Source organism: Paenibacillus sp. YAF4_2 (assembly GCF_052113225.1).
Taxonomy (GTDB): domain Bacteria; phylum Bacillota; class Bacilli; order Paenibacillales; family Paenibacillaceae; genus Pristimantibacillus.
Genome location: NZ_JBFRCT010000011.1, coordinates 62,236 through 79,615 on the forward strand (window position 1 = coordinate 62,236; position 17,380 = coordinate 79,615).

The window sequence follows — 17,380 nt, forward strand, 5'->3', positions numbered from 1 at the left end:
ACGAATTCTTTGAATTTTTTAACGATGTTATCGTTAGAATTCGTCCGCAAAGGCGAACGCTTCGCTTCTCCAGAGTGACCTTTACTCTCCGCCCCTTCTTACCCCCGCACCCCCATCCGCCAGCACTTGTGGGTGGACAGAAAGAAGTAGGTCATCGCGTGGGCTCATGCCCACTGATGATCCAGATCCATAGTACTGCAGCTTTAAGGTCCCTAAGGGACCTTAAAGCCAAATCTGGATTATTTTGTAACAGGTAGTCCTACTACCGCCTACTTATGACTTACAGAGACTAAACAAAAAGCCCCGGCTTAGCGAATTATCGCTAAGCCGGGGCTTTTTAGTAAGAGTTAGTCTAACAGATCTACGTACTCGAGCAAGCGTTTGATCATCACGACCGCTTCGGCGCGAGTCGCGTTTTTGGTTGGGCCGAAGGTGGTTGCGGTCTGGCCGGTGATAACGCCGATGTATACGGCTTTGGCCAGATCGGTTTTTGCCCAGGATGCAACCTTGGTGCGGTCGCTGAATTTCGACAAATACGACGATTCGGACGACGGCAGAGAAATGGTCACCGCTGCTGCTTTTGCCGCACGGGACATCATTACCGCCATCTCTTGACGGGTAATTGGGCTGTTTGGCTTAAAGGTACCATCGGTATTACCGGTTACGATTCCCGCCTTGGACGCTGCGCCGATGTAAGCAGCCGTCACCGTCCCTGCTGTTACGTCCTTATACTTCGCCGCGTCGCTCCGGCTGCCGGACAGTCCTAGTCCACGCACGATGTAAGAAGCGAACTCCGCCCGAGTAATCGAGCTTTGCGGATCAAACTTTGTTGTTGATCCTGATCTGCCTTCGATAATGAATTTGTTCGCCATCATTTTAATGGTGGAACCGGCCCAATGCGAGCCGATATCGGTAAACTTCGATGCCCCGCTCACCAGAGCGTACGAGCTATTGCCTTTCCGTTTGAACGACACCTTATTCGTACCATTTTCCGTCGAGAAGGTTGTAGGCACGTAAGACAGCTTGCCGGTCTGCGGATCAAGCCATACTACCGCGCTGTTTGTTGCATTCACGGAAGTAAGTGCCTCAAAGCTCCGTTTTACATATCCCCCAAATTCCGACAACGCCTTCTCCGTCGTACCGTTCACAACGGATGTCTCGAACGTAATCGGCGTCGAGAGCAAGGATGCTCCTGCTTTGCTGATTGCTGAAGTCAAACCGCTGGTATTAGAGTTACTGCCTTTTTCAATCTTGATCAAAAGATTGCCTGTTGTATAACTCGATCCAATGAGTGAAGCCATGCTCTTAAAAGCAAGAGCGCTCAGCGGAATCTCGTACGAGCTTGTTCCATACTGTACAACAAAGGATGCTCCGGTACTGGACCGGTATGCACTTTCTAGTGCAGTCAATGGGACAGCAACAATTGCTGCCCGCTCTGAGCTTGGAACTTCAAAAACAACGCGAGCATTGTTAATTCCCGCTCCTTTGGCCGCAGTATAAGCTGTCGACAGCTTATCGGACTGAATCGTATACCGGGTTGTTGAATAGCCGGCAGGTGAGATATCCGAGGTCTGTGTCGCCATTGATGTTGTCAGTCCAATACCGCCGCCGTCAGCTTCTTCATAACCGCCTGGCATGGAGTCGATAAGTGTCGTTTGATTAGCAACTGTCACATTCGTAAAGCTGTTGATAATCGTTCCGTCAGACGTACGCAGGCTGCTCGAAGAAGTCGCATAATACGTAATCGTAACCGCATCGCCAACACTTGGAGCTTTGGCAAGGGTCAGGACAACCGTATTGCCGCTAACCGTAACGTTTGTAGCAGGATCCGCTCCGTTATTTACCTTTACCGAGAAGTAGGCTGATGAAGGTACATAAGAGGAACTGAGCGTTTTCCAGAAGGACAGAGTTAGCTTGGTTCCTTTCGCAACCGCTCCGTATAAACCGTTATCCGTAGATGACCCGGTTCCAACAGACGCCGTTACATTGCTGAAAGCTGCCGCCTCATTACCTGCTAAGTCAGCTAAAGCTGTGTACAACTTCGAATAGGATACTTTAACCGTAGACCCCGATGGAATTTCCGGACTTACGGTCAGGAGTACCTGAGCACCGGTTATTGAAACCTGCGTCACGTTACGCTGTGAGTTATTCACAATAACACTATACTGACCTGTTGATGGCTTTCTGTAGGAATCCAACGTTTTATTGTAAGTAATAATGATGGAAGATCCATAAGCTTCAATAGACTGAAAAGTTGGAGCAGCTGTATCAACCGTACTAGTCAGTGAATAGCTGCTGAAGTTGTCTACTTTATTCCCTGCTGCATCCTGCACCGGATAAGAACCGGCCGTATAAGATACTCTCACATTAGAACTCGAGTCAATCGATGCATTAACAGCGATAATCACTTTGTTACCTGAACTGTATACAGAAGTTGGTGTGTAATAACTGCCCCCAACGTAGACACTGAACTGCGAATAGGCGTAGCTGCTAAGCGTAGCCAGATTTTCCGAAAAGATCAGGGTTACAATACCACCTGCAGCCGTACCACCGGTCAAATAAGGCTTAGTTGCATCCACTGCGGTTGTAACCGTCTGCGAAGATAGACTCAAAGCCTGATTGCCTGAGAGGTCACGAATGCCTAGAGTCGCTAACGATGGCTTCGTGTAGGACAGCTTCACCTGCTGGCCGTCAACAATGGTGCTGGACACGGTTAACGTAACCTTAGAGCCAGATACCGATATCCCATTAACTGAGCGGTAAGCCCCATCTACTGTAATATAAAAGCTTCCTGCCGTAGGAATCGAATTCTCCATAAGGGCTTCATTATAGGTCATGACAATGGTAGTTCCATTGGCTTCAAGCTTCGAAATCGTCGGAGCAGCTGTATCGCCGCCAAGCGTCTTGAATGTCCATTGATACTCGTTCTGAATCCCGTTAAAAGCGTTACCCGCCAGATCAATTACAGCATCCGGATCGATAACCGTATAATACACAACATTTGCCTGCAGCGCTTGGTTCGGCGAGATGATCAGCTTCTTATTATTTAGCGGATCAACACTAACCGATGTTCCAATCTGCTGAGGACTGCAAGCACCACTTGTGCTGCTCACACATTGAAGGGTAATCTGCCCGCTGCCAGGCTGAACAGCTTCACTGAAGGTAGCCGATAACGTCGCATTCGGATCAACCGAAATAGCATTATTAGCAGGAGAAGTTGCGGCCAAGGTCGGCTTCACATTATCCTGCGTAACTGTGTATCTCCAGCTTGATGAGCTTGTTAATCCGTCAAAATACAATCCTACCCCGTCTTTAAAAGCACGGCTGCCGACTGTCACATAATAAGCCGTATTATTAACAAAAGCTTTAGCGGATTCACCGCCATAGCTGCTTGTCGCATCAATCGTAATCGTATCTGTCCCACCGCCGGACACCCGGCCTGATGTAACGGGTATGGAACGGAACAAGGTGCCGCTTGTAACGGTGCGAATCTCAATCGTTCCGCTGTCTTGGAATACAGGTTCTGTGAACGTTAATACAAGCTTGCCCGTTGTTGCCGTCAGAATTCCGCCTGCTAATGGCGAAAGAGTCTTAAGTGCAGGTTTTGTCGTATCATTGCCATACCCGGTTGTAAAACTCCATGCCGAAGCATTCGAAATACCTGGGAACAAATAATTATTACCGGAATCCGTCTCAATGAACGCTCCAGCGTCTACTAAGACATAGTAAGAGGTATTGGCACTAAATCTCGGGCTGGAAGGCAGCGTAATTGTTGCCGTAGCTCCTGTAAGCACGACTTGAGAGGAGCTTGTTTTGATTTTGGCAAAAGTCGTATTGGTCTTGAACTCTTTAATCTCAATATATTTCTCGTTACCTGCCATCACATTATGGTCGAAGGTCATGGTCAACTTATCCGTCAACACAGCTACAGAAGTGGCGTTATCAGCCGGTGTAATGGAAACGATATTAAGTGGGGCCACATCCGTATGGAAGCTCCAGCTTACGTAGGATGCTCCTCCCGTCTCTAGCGCATTGCCGGCACCATCCTGAAAAGCTGTTCGAGGAATCGTAACTGTGTAATCGACATTCGAATCAAGCGGAGCAGCTGGCGTGATCGTAATCGTATTCGTACCGCTGCCTTGCACCATGCTTGAGGTTACGGGAATATTTTTGGTATCCGCGATACTGCTTAACGTCACATTACCGCTTACCGCGTAGACCGGCTCGCTGAATTGAAGAATAACCTTACTGTTTACAGGCACTTGTGTCGCACCTGAATCCGGTGACTTCACCGTAATAGAAGGAGCTGTTGTATCCACAACCGCTGCAGTCCTAAAATTCCAGGCAGCTGCACTGGATATTCCCGCGTAATAAGCACCGTTAGACACATTGGCGAAAGCACCGTAATCAATCAGCACATAATAATCCGTATTTACATTCAGATTGGCATCCGGATTAATGGTAACCATTCTGCTTGTCGCATCGAGTCTGATTTTGCCGGAGTTCATTGGAATACTTTCGACAATATCACTCGTGTTATAGTTATAAATCGTAATGGTGGCTGAATCAGCCCCCCTTGTCACAGCTTCATCGAACGTTAGTGTCAAATCGCTCGTAGGCGTTATCCCTGTTGCGTTATCCGCTGGGCTCATGCCTACAACGACAGGTCCACTTGAGGCAGCATGAACGGTAGTCGTATCCCCCGCCCATCCAGAGAAGCCTATTTGAAGCATCAATAATACAGCGATCATAAAACTAATTCGGCTATGTACCTTCATTCCTCACAATCACTCCCCAGCTAAATACACTCGTACCCTATTTGTCGGCAAATCGACTTGAAAAATTTAGGCTAACTAGGTATTAGTCGAAGTTCGATGCCAAAAGGTTGCAGAAGAAAACAACAAAAAAGCCCCGAATTAAAAATTCAGGGCTTTCTATATCTTGTTTATAAATTAAGCAAGTGCGTCTGCTTTAAGCTTCTCTGCTTTGTCTACGCGCTCCCAAGGAAGATCCACATCTGTACGGCCGAAGTGACCATAAGCAGCTGTTTGAGCGTAGATTGGACGGCGAAGGTCCAGCATTTTGATAATGCCAGCAGGACGAAGATCAAAGTTGTTTTTAACGACTTCAACCAGAACTTCTTCCGATACTTTGCCAGTGCCATAAGTGTCAACGTTGATCGATACAGGCTGTGCTACACCAATCGCGTAAGCCAATTGGATTTCACATTTGTCAGCCAGACCTGCAGCTACGATGTTTTTCGCTACATAGCGAGCTGCATAAGCTGCGGAACGGTCAACCTTCGTTGGATCTTTACCGGAGAATGCGCCGCCGCCATGACGAGCATAACCGCCGTAAGTATCAACGATGATTTTGCGGCCAGTAAGACCAGCGTCACCTTGAGGACCGCCGATTACGAAACGGCCAGTAGGGTTGATGAAGTATTTCGTTTGCTCATCCAGCCACTCAACAGGAACAACTGGTTTGATAACATGCTCAAGAATGTCCGCTTGGATTTGCTCCAGGGAAATTTCTTCTGCGTGTTGAGTCGATACGACAATCGTGTCTACGCGAACTGGTTTGCCATCCACGTACTCGATTGTAACTTGCGTTTTACCGTCCGGACGCAGGTAGCCCAACGTGTCGTTCTTACGAACTTCGGACAGGCGGCGAGCAATACGATGCGACAATGCGATTGGCAAAGGCATCAGCTCAGGAGTTTCGTTCGTTGCAAAACCAAACATCAGACCTTGGTCACCAGCACCGATGTCTTCGTTTTCTTTTTGAACGTCTTTTCCATCGCGGCTTTCAAGCGCAGCGTTAACCCCTTGCGCGATATCCGCGGATTGTTCATTAAGCGATGTAAGCACAGCACAAGTGCTGGAGTCAAAACCGTATTTTGCACGCGTATAACCAATTTCTTTAATTGTACGACGAGCAATTGCGGAAATATCGACATAATCAGCACGGGAGCTGATTTCTCCAATAACAAGTACAAGACCAGTTGCAACCGAAACTTCGCAAGCTACGCGAGCGTAAGGGTCCGCTTCCAGAAACGCATCCAGAACAGCATCCGAGATTTGGTCACAAATCTTATCCGGGTGGCCTTCTGTTACTGATTCCGATGTAAACAAGTGACGACCTTTAACAGACATCCGTATCAACCTCCTACAGCTAGTATGAAATAAGTGCAGACATTCTACACAAAAAATGAACCTTTCCCCGAAGGAAAAGGTTGTTAGACAACTCTCTAAAACAGTATAATACCGAAAATGTCGCTTGGTGTCAACGATTACCAATATTTGATAAAATTTAAGGGAGTATATTTTTGCTCTTTACTCAGCCTAAATTTCATCCGGAAAACGTATGCTTCGCCTTCTAATAAAGGCTTAAGCTTACGTATAACCGTTTAGTACTTTTTCCGCTTGAGCAACTAGACGTTGTGTAATGCTGCCGCCGATCGAACCAACATCACGGCTTGTGACTTCTCTCCATTGAATATGAGTTCCGCCGCTTACCCCGCCTAGCTCATCGCCAAATTCCGTGTCTGCACCTGTGCTCACTCCGTGTGAAGCGAACAAGCCCAGCTCAGCAGCAATCTCATACTTCATTTGGTTCAGCGCAGCTTTACAATCTGGGACAATCACTTTATTGGAACGACTCATAATAAGAACACCTCCGTATAAATTAGGAACGTGATTTTATTGTGTGTCCTTCCGAGCAGTTTGAAGCGTATAACCTATTGTCAGTCCGGGCAAAATGTTCTATAACATCCATTGCCTTCGTTTATTGAATAACGTAGCTGCCTCGAACAAGCAGGGTTAAGGACTTCGTATAGCCTGGAGCTGTTGTAACTCCACGTCCCGCACGCGGGAATAACATATGATGGTTGGCAATGATCGCTTTGCCATTCGTTAAGTCTTTACCATCAGTCAGATCGGCAATGCCATTCGCATCCGTACTATAGACAACGGCTTTGCCTGCACGTACAACGACCTCTGTGCCTTCATTAGCAATGAGGACTTTACCAGCAGGTACGGCCACAACTTCCAACTTGGCGCTTGTACCACCTGTCTCAGGCTGTGTTGTTCCTCCACCTGTGCCAGAACCTGCTTTCGCAATTTGTTCATCTACATAGCTCTTCGTTACCACCGGGTCGTCTACAGAGCCGGGTACCGTTGCATTTGATTCCGCCTCAAGGGTTGTCGGCCAGTTCACCCCAGCAATAAGGCCTGCTCCTACTAGAACAACTGCCAACACAATCCGTAGTGCATACTTCTTCAATTTCGACTAACTCCTTTCTTAAATTCTAAGAATTTATAAGTTTCAACTTATATAATCGCTTAGAATTTTTCGGAATGAAACGCGCCACGCCACCGAAGATGGCAATAACCGTTTCACCTTACGCAAACAAATCTAGTATCTCTTAATAAGATACTAGATTTGGATGGGATTAACCAGTTATTTCTGTACTATTTAGTGCTCGCCGTCAAGCCAGTTAATGAGGGAAGAGAATTTAATATCTTTAGAGAATAGCTTTTTCTTGCTGCCGTTTACAGTTTCGTAGACGTTAAGAGTGTAAGTGCTCCAATACAAGTTATCTTCCATTTTCTTGCTGAACGAGCTATAGTTGTCGCCAACTTTCCATATTAGGCTATTCTCGGATTTACCTTCGAGATTGATCTCTTGGGACCAGAGAACATCACTCGCAGGTTCGTATTCTAGCTCCATAGTCAGCTTCGATTGTGTAAAGCCATCATAGCTGTAATCACGCTGAACCTTACTTCCAAGGTCAAATTCTAAAGTATCGCCGTCTGCAAATACATTAAAGTAGTTGAAATCGATGCTATAAGGACCTACCTTAATCTCACGATTATTCGTCAGATCTGTCTTCTCTGCAGGTATACCGAACAATACACCGCGGATATAGCCTGTTGGGATACCTGTTATACCTTTAATGAGGCCATTTGCGTCAATGGCTTCGCCGATTAGAAGTTGTAATCCATCACGGCTCACATTACTAGGAAGCTGGGTGTAGACAATAATTTGTTCCTTATTGCCTGGTGTTACAGATGATGCAGTTTTCAAAATCGTAGCATCATAGTAGTTACCTGCAGCTGATTTGAAATATCCAGTCCACTGTGGCATTACTTTACTACGTGTCTGGTTATTTGTTACATCCATAAATACAGCATAGGTATCTGTTGTATCACCTTGGTAAGTACGAGTATCCGTCACTTTGACACTCATCTCAGAACCAATTGATTTTTGCGTATATACATTACCAGACGCAACGGAGTAAATTGCCGTAATAGCCGATTTTGTCACTTCAGCTACTTGAAGATCTTCTGTACCGGATTTCTCGTTCAGTTGAAGCTCAAACTTCTTCCAGTTATACGCGTAAGGCAGTTTCCCAATAAAGGTTACTGTTGTTGATGCGCCTGGTGCTAAACCAATATCGCCAGTATTCTTAACGGCCTGACCATTAATCGTAATGTTCTCGTCTAACAAAATTGTGCCTATTAATTCTGGCAGCGGTAGATAGACAGACTCTTTATTTTTAATCGATAGTTTTGCAAGCACGTTATCGTCATTGCCCCAAGGCATGCGTTGTACAGATTGCAATTCTACCTCATAAGTACCTTTCTCATCTGTGAAGGTTTGTTTCGCAGTTCCTGGAGTCGTATCCAGAGTGAATGGTACCATGAATGAAGCCACTGGAAGTTCTACTTGGGTGCTATCAGCAGAGCCTACTTTTTGAGTAATAACGAGTTTCCATCCAGATGTAGAGACTGTATTTGGAATTGATCCTGTTAGTCTGATGGAATTAAGTACAGCAGGCTCAAGTGTCAAGTTTGAATCCGAAGTGTTCTTCAGTTTCAACTTATACAAGCCGCTAGATGTTTTTAAGTAGTAGTTATATTCAGGGATCGCTACCCCGAACTGGCTGGTATTTCGAGCTACAAAAGACAAGTTCACATTGTAGTAGTCCGATGTCTTCGATACCGTGTTTTGATCAATGCGCATGTTAACATTTGAGCTGCTTACTTTTACTGTTTTGTAGCCACCCAGTTTAATATCATTGGAATAGCCAGATGGGAAAGTAAATGAGCCAATTGTTTTCTCATAACCAGAAACCGAGAAATCGAATTTCACAAAATTAAGAATGAGCTGATCAAGTGTAACTTTAGAACCTACTGCACTATAAAAAGTAAGAGTTGTACTAGATTTCGGGCTGATCGTTTTCTTATTAGCCTTGTCTAGCAAAGTCAGTGTGTATTTCGATCCACTTTTAGACTTCAAGCGTGCCCAGTAATCTACGAGATTAATTGCTGAACTATCACCATTATAGAATTCAAAGGTGAAGCTCGCTGTTGCACCGTTTGCACTCGGGACTAGACTAGCATCCGTCAGTTGTACATACGAGGCTTTCGTTACATAGACCTTCTTGTTAACAGAAGAAGTCGTTGTTGATGCAGCGAAAGACACTGGTATCGCACTGAGTAGCATAACAAAAGCAACGAAGAGGGATACAAGCATAGTCGATCGTTTAAAGCTTTTCCGCATTGTCACATTCACTCCGTATAATTAGATTTACTTAAATAGACGAGAATGGAATCCTATAAGTTTCGGCTCATCTTAAAAATGTTTGCTCCGCCTATACTCGTAACTATATCTAATGTATATGAACTACATGTGAACATGTCATTAGAAAATATAAAAAAAGAAAGCTGAGAGCACGCTCTCAGCTTTCTTGAATTGATGGGTAATATTAGTTGTGATAAACAACTACAACCACACCAGCTTCTTTGAAGTTGTTTCCATAAGTGTCCTTACCATCAACGATAACCAATTGGTATTGACCTTTACCAGTACCGTAGTTACCCGATACTGTATCAGCTGCAACACGTACATCGTTGAAGTAGCCAACTGCCAAACCAGTGTCATCAGCATTGATGTTGTAGAACTTAGTATTTTCAGTTACTACATAAGTAGTACCACCAACACCAGCCAGTGTAATTGTTTTCGCTGATGCATCTACAGTAGGAGCATTTGCAATCAGAGTTTTGTGGTTTGCAACGCTCACACCAGTAGTCTCATAGTATGCATTTTTGCTGTCTTTATCAACAAGTGTTACAACATCGTACTTGTTCACAGCAGCAATTGGTGCTTGAACTTCAAAAGTTTTCTCTTCATTGTTAACGTTAAGGGTAACATAGTAAGCTGTACCACTAGCAGAATTAACCGAAGATTGGTTTACAAACAGGCCTTGAACTTGTGGCAGTTCAGCTACTGAACCTTGAGTAGTTACAACTACAAACTTAGCTGTAGCACCTTCGTTGCTAACTGTTACATAGTCACCAACTTTAACATCAGAAGCTGCCAAAGTAGCTACAGTGGAATCAGCATCTTTATCAGTTACTTTGAGGTATACTGTATTGCCGTCCAACACGTAAGTCGTTGTAGCATCAGCATTATCTTTCAGAGTAATTCTAGTTCCAGAAATGGAGTCTACTTTTGCCAACTTAACATCAGCCAGTTGTTTAGGGTTTTTAACTTCAGTGACGTAACCATCTTTGAATGTAAGTTGTGCGATCGAGTTGTCTGTCAATGCGCCAACAACTGCAGTTTCTTTCGTGTAAGCAACTTTTTTAGCCGAATCTTTCAAAGAGTAGTACACGATTTTGTAGTAGTCATCTGTAGACAATTGGTTGTCAATAAGAATTGGTGCACCTTTTGTAGCAACAGTGTAAACTACATAGTAGTCAGTAGCAGCAGCAGCAGTAGCCGCTTTGTACGCAATAGCTTTGCTATCTTTGTTCAAATAGAGTGTGTACTCTGAGTCAAGCGATAACTTAGTCACAGTATCAAATGCTGCTACATAAGTTTTACCGCCAACTTTAACTGTGAAGTCAGTACCAACTTTACCTGTTGCTTCTACTTTACCAGTTACAACACTACGTGTAGCAACTACTTTAGTAGCCAGGCCAGCTTTATTCTTAATAACGTCAATGATATCGTCAGCTTTCAGATCAGCAAGCGTAGCAGCTTTGCCATCCAAAGTAACCGAAGTAGTAGCATCAACTTTGAACGAGCCACCGGAGCTATTAATTACACTGTAGTTAGTGTAAGCTACAATGTCACTAATTTGAGCGTCAGGAATCCACTTAGTCACAAGGATTGCTTGAACATCGCCAGCTGCATTCAGAAGCAGTTGTACATCAGTACCATCAGTATAAGTTTTTGTATCGAAGTCTGTTGGGTCTGTATTTACAAACAGAAGTGCTTTATCAGCAACTTTATAGTCTGTAGTAGAAGCCTTAGTAGTCAAAGTACCATCATTAAGCAGTTGATCGCCTTTAAGTGTTGTGGAAACAATTTTTGTAGATGCTTGATTATCAGTTACAGCAAGAACCTTACCGTCTTTGTTCTTCAGAACAGTTACGGAATGACCGATCAGATCAGTCAATTTTTTGCCGCCAGTGATGAAGAAGTTATCAGCAACAGCCGCATCGCCGCTAACGAAGGAAATTTTTCCATCGGTTACAGCAGTTACATCAAGAATTTCCGATGTGCTTGTGCCAAGTTTGTTGATCAGCAATTGTTCAGCGTCTTTAACTTTAACGTTGGAAAGATCACCGTCAGCATTGTATTGAACGAGGTTTGCACCCAGGGAATTCTCAGTCAGTTCTGCAACTACGCCACGAGTAGCGTTAGTCCCGTTTGCCATTTCAACACCGTCGAACAAACCAACTTCGTCGCCTTGTAGCAACACGTTGTACGGCCACGAACCGGACAAGTATTTATCTTTGTATCCCAATGCACGAACCAAGATCGCAGTTACTTCTTCGAACTTGATTGTGTCGTTTGGACGGAAGTTACCATTGTAACCTTGGATGAAGCCTTTAGCAGCAGCAGCGTTGATGTAACCTGTGTACCAAGCACCTTTTTTAACGTCTTTAAACGAAGGAGCTGTGTTAGCCATCAGGTTTGCAGCGCTCTGATTGCCAGTAGCAACGATAACGACTTTAGCCAATTCAGCACGAGTAATCGTGTTGTCTGGTTTGAATGTACCATCAGCATAACCATTGATAATACCCAGAGCTGTAAGCTCTTCTACTGCAGTTTGAACAGGTTTGCCTACTACATCAGATGGAGTAGCTGCAAATGCAGGAACTGCCAAAGCGGAAAGCATGGAGCCGGCCAATGCCAGCGAAACTAAACTTTTTTTCATAACCTTTTTTTCTCCTCCTCTAAATACCTTCGGTTGTTGAGAGTTTTGTGTAGATAATGAATTGCTCGTTTTTCTCATAGCCGATTCACCCCCTTCCCCGAGTTAAGAGCATTAAAATAATAATTTAATATAAATGATGTCTGCTTCCATGCTTCAACCCTATGTAAGAACATGTCGCAGAAACTCGTAAACCTACGAAAAAACCATATAAATATATTACTAGAGAAGACCTACCACTTTAACATTATACAATGGGCTATCCCTAGCGTAAAGAGGAAGTTGAGAATTCATTCCACTTCGGGAAAGAATAGTAGTCCCAAGGTACTACATGCCTCGCTGTTTGCAATGTCATGTAATTAAACGCAGAGCAGTTCAAAAAGTTGCGCTCAGACCAGAAAAAGATCTGAATTTTTTTTCGATTCGGTTGTTTATGTATTACTACCCTTCTCTAGGAGTATGTAATCAGTATAGCTTGGCCTATTAATCTCGTCGATGCTAAAGATTTTCCATGGATAAACTTACTTTGGATATTAATAGAAAGAAAAATAGAGCAGTTCGGCCAAGAGCCAAGCTGCTCTATCCCTTAATTCGCGTATATTGCCGGTAATGTCTTGTTGCTTGCCATTACTTTAGCCATAATGATCGCTGCATCGCTTCTTAACAGTCTCGCTCTAGGCTCGAATACATACCCTGCCTTCTTATCCGATGGATCGATCATTGAGCCTTGAATGAAGCCTTTCTTCTGAATCGCTAGAATTGAAGGAACAGCATAGTAATCCGTATTTCCGGAGTCCTTGAAAGCCTTATCCAGAGCAGCCTTCGCTTTAGCCGCATTCGTCTCGAGCTTCAGGTTCAGTGCCTTAGCCAAAATAACCGTGGCATCCTGACGTGTCAAGCTCGACTCCGGCTGGAAGCTTTTTGGCTGCGTGCCTCTGACGATCCCGGCTCTTGCTGCCGTTTCAATGAAGCGATAGTCATAGAGTGCTTTGGGATTAATATTCGTGTCCACGGTTACATCACTAAAATGCTGCGTCCCCGCATAATTAAGAGGAATGTTGAGCGCCTTTACAATCATTCGCGAAAATTCACCGCGGGTTACATATTGATCAGCTCCAAAAATGCCAGTTGGATCGAAAGCGTTCATAACCCCTTTAGAGAAGATCGCTTCCATCGCTTCACGAGCATAAGGATGATCATTAATATCGTTATAACCGTAAGTAAGCTTGCTTACCACGTAATAACCAAATTTATTGAATGGAACTTTAATCGTATGTTTCTTCTCATCGACTACTCCGCCAATATTTTCCCACAAGTCTTCTACAGGATCGTACCGGAAAACGGTAACAACCGTGCCTGCTCCCTGTGCAACACTTGGATCATACGATAACGTAAGCGAGCCAATCTGAGAAGGAACCACTTCTTTGTTATTATTGCGTCTTAAAAAGAATTGCTTGTCCGGATCTCCCTGCACTAATGGATACGGATAGGGATCTAATCCCGTCGTAATCGGGTCATAACCAGACGTTCTGTCATCATCAGCCTGCCCACCATCTATCCAGAACAGTGGGCTAACCTTAATAAACCGATCCGAGAAATATTTACTCATAACGTAACTACCGGTTTGGTTCTCGAGCCAGAAATCAGCCGGTTGTTTCCGATATTCATAACGATTGACAATACCATCAGTCGGATTGGCAATACCGAACAGCAACTGATTACCACTGTAAATCTGACTAGAATTGCTAGCCGTCGAATTATAGGAAGGACGGATCAACTTTGTATTCTTCGGAAAAGTAAGCGACAGGCTACCATTAAAAGCTTTGTGAGAAGTCGCCATCGTTTCTGTGTACTGAGCCCCTGGAATATTAGCCGGCTGATAGTTTACTTTAAGCGTATCGGTAATCTTGTCCTTACCTCGCGTAATAATAATCGGTATAGCTGTTTCCTTATTCTCTTTCAACCCCGTTACACGCACCTTGAAAGATTCAATAGGTGTTGGATTAGTCGGATCATTAGAATAATCCAGGTAATTTACTTTCTTAGCGGCGATCTTGTTTATAGTCATCGTTTCCGCGCCAGGCGATGTAATAATGACATCTACATAATTTTGATTCAGATTCCGCTCTTCCAGCACTGGCGAAAGTACCGTATAAGGAATTGCGATTGGGTCCACCTGCAAACGATACGTTGCGCGAGGACCGGTCTTGCCGGTGTTAAATACGGTCATTAAATAAATCTGCGAACTGCCGTCATCCGGAACTTCCTGATTATCTAAGATGAAGTAAAAATACTTGCCGTCCACATCATAGAATACATCCAGATTTGGTATTTTATTATCTTGTCCTAGCGCGCTTGGATTCACGACGGTTCGCCCGCTGCTAGATACCACCGTGAATTCCTTGGACAAATCCCACTCTATATCGCTCTTGAAATTCGGGGAACTGATCTGCAAAATGTAATTTGTCTTCGACCCACCCAAAGCGGTTATTTTAGATTGGATTAGATCCGCTCTTTCGCCCAGGTCAAGAAAGGCAAATGTGCCATACACTCTCATCTGAGCTTCCTTCGTGGAGAAGAAGCTTGATACCTTGGTGAAGTTCGGGTCATTTGCTAAAGGTGTATTCCTACTGATGCTGTACGGATAAATCCCGTCCGTATTCGGTGCAGGTATTTCAGGTAAATTAGTCGGTACGATATTAAACTTGATCGCATTCTCATAATTGTTCTTCGCCGTGCTGAATACGATTCGAATCGTATTCTCGCCTGTCTTGTTCAAAATATTAAAAGCAAGCTCCTCATCGACTGGATCTATCTTAAACTGAGACAAAGATGAATTCTGAGTCAAGCCGATTGCAACATTGTTCAAGTAGAAATATACGGTTTGAGGTTTGGCCGATGTGGCCTGTTTCGAAAATACGATGTCACTCTCATTAGCTACATTGGAAAACTGACCTGCAAATTGACCTAATTGACTAAGTAAAAAGGTTCTCCCTGCATCATCGCCCAAAGTTGTATCATACTTAACAATTAAACCATCATAAATGCTGTCGTACTTCGCAAAAGGACCATACAGCAGCTTCACCGCTACTTGTTTCATACCATCCTTATCGTTCTGCAACTTAAAATACAGATTCTGCGTACCAGCAGCCGGCATCTTGGAGATCTCCATAAATATACGAAGGAACGGGCGAGATACTCCGTTAACGTTGCGGTAAACGACTTGTTCATATCCAAGCTGTCGGAAACCATCCGATAAACTAGTGCCCGCAGAGTTCGCGAGGCTCATAATATTGGTATAAGGGCTGCTTAACTTCGAATAGTTACCAATCAGAACTTCAACACCCATAGGCAGCGCAAAAATATTAGCGTTCTCGATATCCGTGCCTTCCAAAGACTGAAGCTGCGTTGGCTTCGTACTCATATCGGACGTATATCCATTCAAATAATTGACGTCATAAATATAAGGCTTGGTACTATTATGAAGCTTGAACGACATCGTATCAGACTGCTCGGTCTGCTTCTTTACGACGTTATAACCCTTCAAGTTAAACGTATAGTTTTTCTCTGCAGTATAGGAATTGATCATTCCAAGATTCGCCGAGAACTCAACTGTAATAAATTTGTCCGATGATTTATATGTTCCAGCATCTGGCGTCGTTCGGATAACCGTAATCGTCGGAGTAATCGTAAATTGAGCGTCAGGTGTGAATATGAATCTTGATGTAATATCAGCAATATCCGAAACCTGCTGCACGGGAACTATTGCTTTGCCTGTAACTGTTAGAGGGCCGGTACTATCAGTATCAACGGAGAGGTCCGGGCCTTGTGCGAGATCAGCAGAGCTTGTCCCATCCGTCAGACTCACATCATAGAAGGTAACACTGCCGTTATAAAACGCGAGCTCTCTTGTAGTTTCAATGGTCTGACTGTCATTCGAGACTCGAATCGTGACAATGTTCTTACCCGCCTTGATATTAAGTGGTGATGCAATAAACTTGTAATCTCCCGAATCGGAAACCCGATATTCGTAGCTCTTGCCATTCATTATAACAACAACCTTCGTTGCATTCGGCGCTACACCACTGATCGAGATATCTTCACTATCTTTACCTTCCGACATTGGGGATTGAAGAATCGTTGTTGCGTCCTCCAGAATGCTATATTGAATGCCGCGGATATTCGCAGTCAAATCATATAACAGCGGATTATCGCGATATTCGATATAAATGGATTCAGTGATGGTAGATGTCCCGTATATCCCTTTAAAAGTAATCTTGTTCAAACCCGGATACAGCTCCAAGTTAGTAACAGTGAGATTATTGCCCGTCAGTCTGAGGTTAGCTGTCTGGTTTTCAATACTTTTGACTGGTTCCTCAAGCGGGTCATTCCTCTTGATATTGTAGACACTATAGCTTATCGAATTGCCAACAACATTATTAATCGTACCTGTCAGTGTTACGAATTTATCAGTAGTCATGCGTGCGTCTTTACTTGTGTACATCTCTTTATTGAACATAAAGTATGTACCTGCAGCAGAAGCTTTGTGCGGTGCACTAAATGGCGGCAGCAGCGTAATTAGAAGCGCCAGTGATAGCACGAGTGATATTAGCTTTTTCAAAACGATGATCCTCCTTTATGTAATGGCAATTTGCATGATTGAAATGAGTAACAATCGACTAGTCCAACTGGGTGACATTGCAATTAGAGGTCGATTAATTGAGTCGCTATTGCTTCCTCCCTTGCTGTTCTCGGATCCAAGGATATGATGGATATTCATAGCCTGACATGAGAATAGTTCTGTATTGTTGTTATCGGTCCGAAAAGCCTAAAATGTTAGGATATTCGGCATATTGGAATTATAAAGAAATTTTAATTAATGATGCTATTAAGCTCCCTCCGTACATTGGATTTACTCCAGTAATTCGCCCTTTGATGCGACTTCAAATCCACTAGGCTGGAGTTCATCCAGCGTTATCTTACTGAAATAAGGTTACTAGGAGCTGTAGCGCTCATTTTATTGCATCGAATCCAACTTAGGCGGGTCAGTAACGCCGAAGACTGCGATTTTGTTGGATGAAATCCAATTTAACCCGAAGGCAGTCCATTGGAACGTTTTCTAAGAAATCAAACAAAAAAAGGTTGTCC

General features: G+C 44.0%; 7 protein-coding genes. All 7 read right to left on the reverse strand.

The window, feature by feature from the left end:
- Positions 1 to 347 precede the first annotated feature (347 nt).
- Positions 348 to 4,778 (reverse strand): Ig-like domain-containing protein, encoded by a 4,431-nt coding sequence (locus AB4Y93_RS23470; RefSeq protein WP_441895588.1) that lies wholly within the window; start codon positions 4,776 to 4,778, stop codon positions 348 to 350.
- Between the two features lie 174 nt (positions 4,779 to 4,952).
- Complete coding sequence (metK, locus tag AB4Y93_RS23475; protein WP_441895590.1) at positions 4,953 to 6,155, reverse strand: methionine adenosyltransferase; 1,203 nt, start codon at positions 6,153 to 6,155, stop codon at positions 4,953 to 4,955.
- A 240-nt stretch (positions 6,156 to 6,395) separates the two neighbouring features.
- A complete protein-coding gene (locus tag AB4Y93_RS23480; protein WP_441895592.1) occupies positions 6,396 to 6,665 on the reverse strand; it encodes a small, acid-soluble spore protein, alpha/beta type in 270 nt (89 codons plus the stop codon).
- Between the two features lie 121 nt (positions 6,666 to 6,786).
- Positions 6,787 to 7,284 carry a hypothetical protein gene (locus AB4Y93_RS23485; protein ID WP_167280956.1) on the reverse strand — a complete coding sequence of 166 codons (498 nt, stop codon included), beginning with the start codon at positions 7,282 to 7,284 and terminating at the stop codon, positions 6,787 to 6,789.
- 192 nt (positions 7,285 to 7,476) lie between these two features.
- Entirely contained in the window at positions 7,477 to 9,510 is a 2,034-nt protein-coding gene (locus tag AB4Y93_RS23490; RefSeq protein ID WP_441895593.1) for a hypothetical protein, read from the reverse strand.
- 262 nt (positions 9,511 to 9,772) lie between these two features.
- Positions 9,773 to 12,313, reverse strand: a complete 2,541-nt coding sequence (locus AB4Y93_RS23495; RefSeq protein WP_441895595.1) for an S-layer homology domain-containing protein — start codon at positions 12,311 to 12,313, stop codon at positions 9,773 to 9,775.
- Between the two features lie 505 nt (positions 12,314 to 12,818).
- Positions 12,819 to 16,853 (reverse strand): S-layer homology domain-containing protein, encoded by a 4,035-nt coding sequence (locus tag AB4Y93_RS23500; RefSeq protein ID WP_441895596.1) that lies wholly within the window; start codon positions 16,851 to 16,853, stop codon positions 12,819 to 12,821.
- Between the last annotated feature and the right edge of the window lie 527 nt (positions 16,854 to 17,380).

What these genes read in the sequence shown, in the direction of transcription:
- AB4Y93_RS23480 (WP_441895592.1), bottom strand. Translation starts at nt 6,665, where the DNA reads ATGAGTCGTTCCAATAAAGTGATTGTCCCAGATTGTAAAGCTGCGCTG.
- AB4Y93_RS23490 (WP_441895593.1), bottom strand. Translation starts at nt 9,510, where the DNA reads ATGCTACTCAGTGCGATACCAGTGTCTTTCGCTGCATCAACAACGACT.
- AB4Y93_RS23495 (WP_441895595.1), bottom strand. Translation starts at nt 12,313, where the DNA reads ATGAGAAAAACGAGCAATTCATTATCTACACAAAACTCTCAACAACCG.
- AB4Y93_RS23470 (WP_441895588.1), bottom strand. Translation starts at nt 4,778, where the DNA reads ATGAAGGTACATAGCCGAATTAGTTTTATGATCGCTGTATTATTGATG.
- metK (WP_441895590.1), bottom strand. Translation starts at nt 6,155, where the DNA reads ATGTCTGTTAAAGGTCGTCACTTGTTTACATCGGAATCAGTAACAGAA.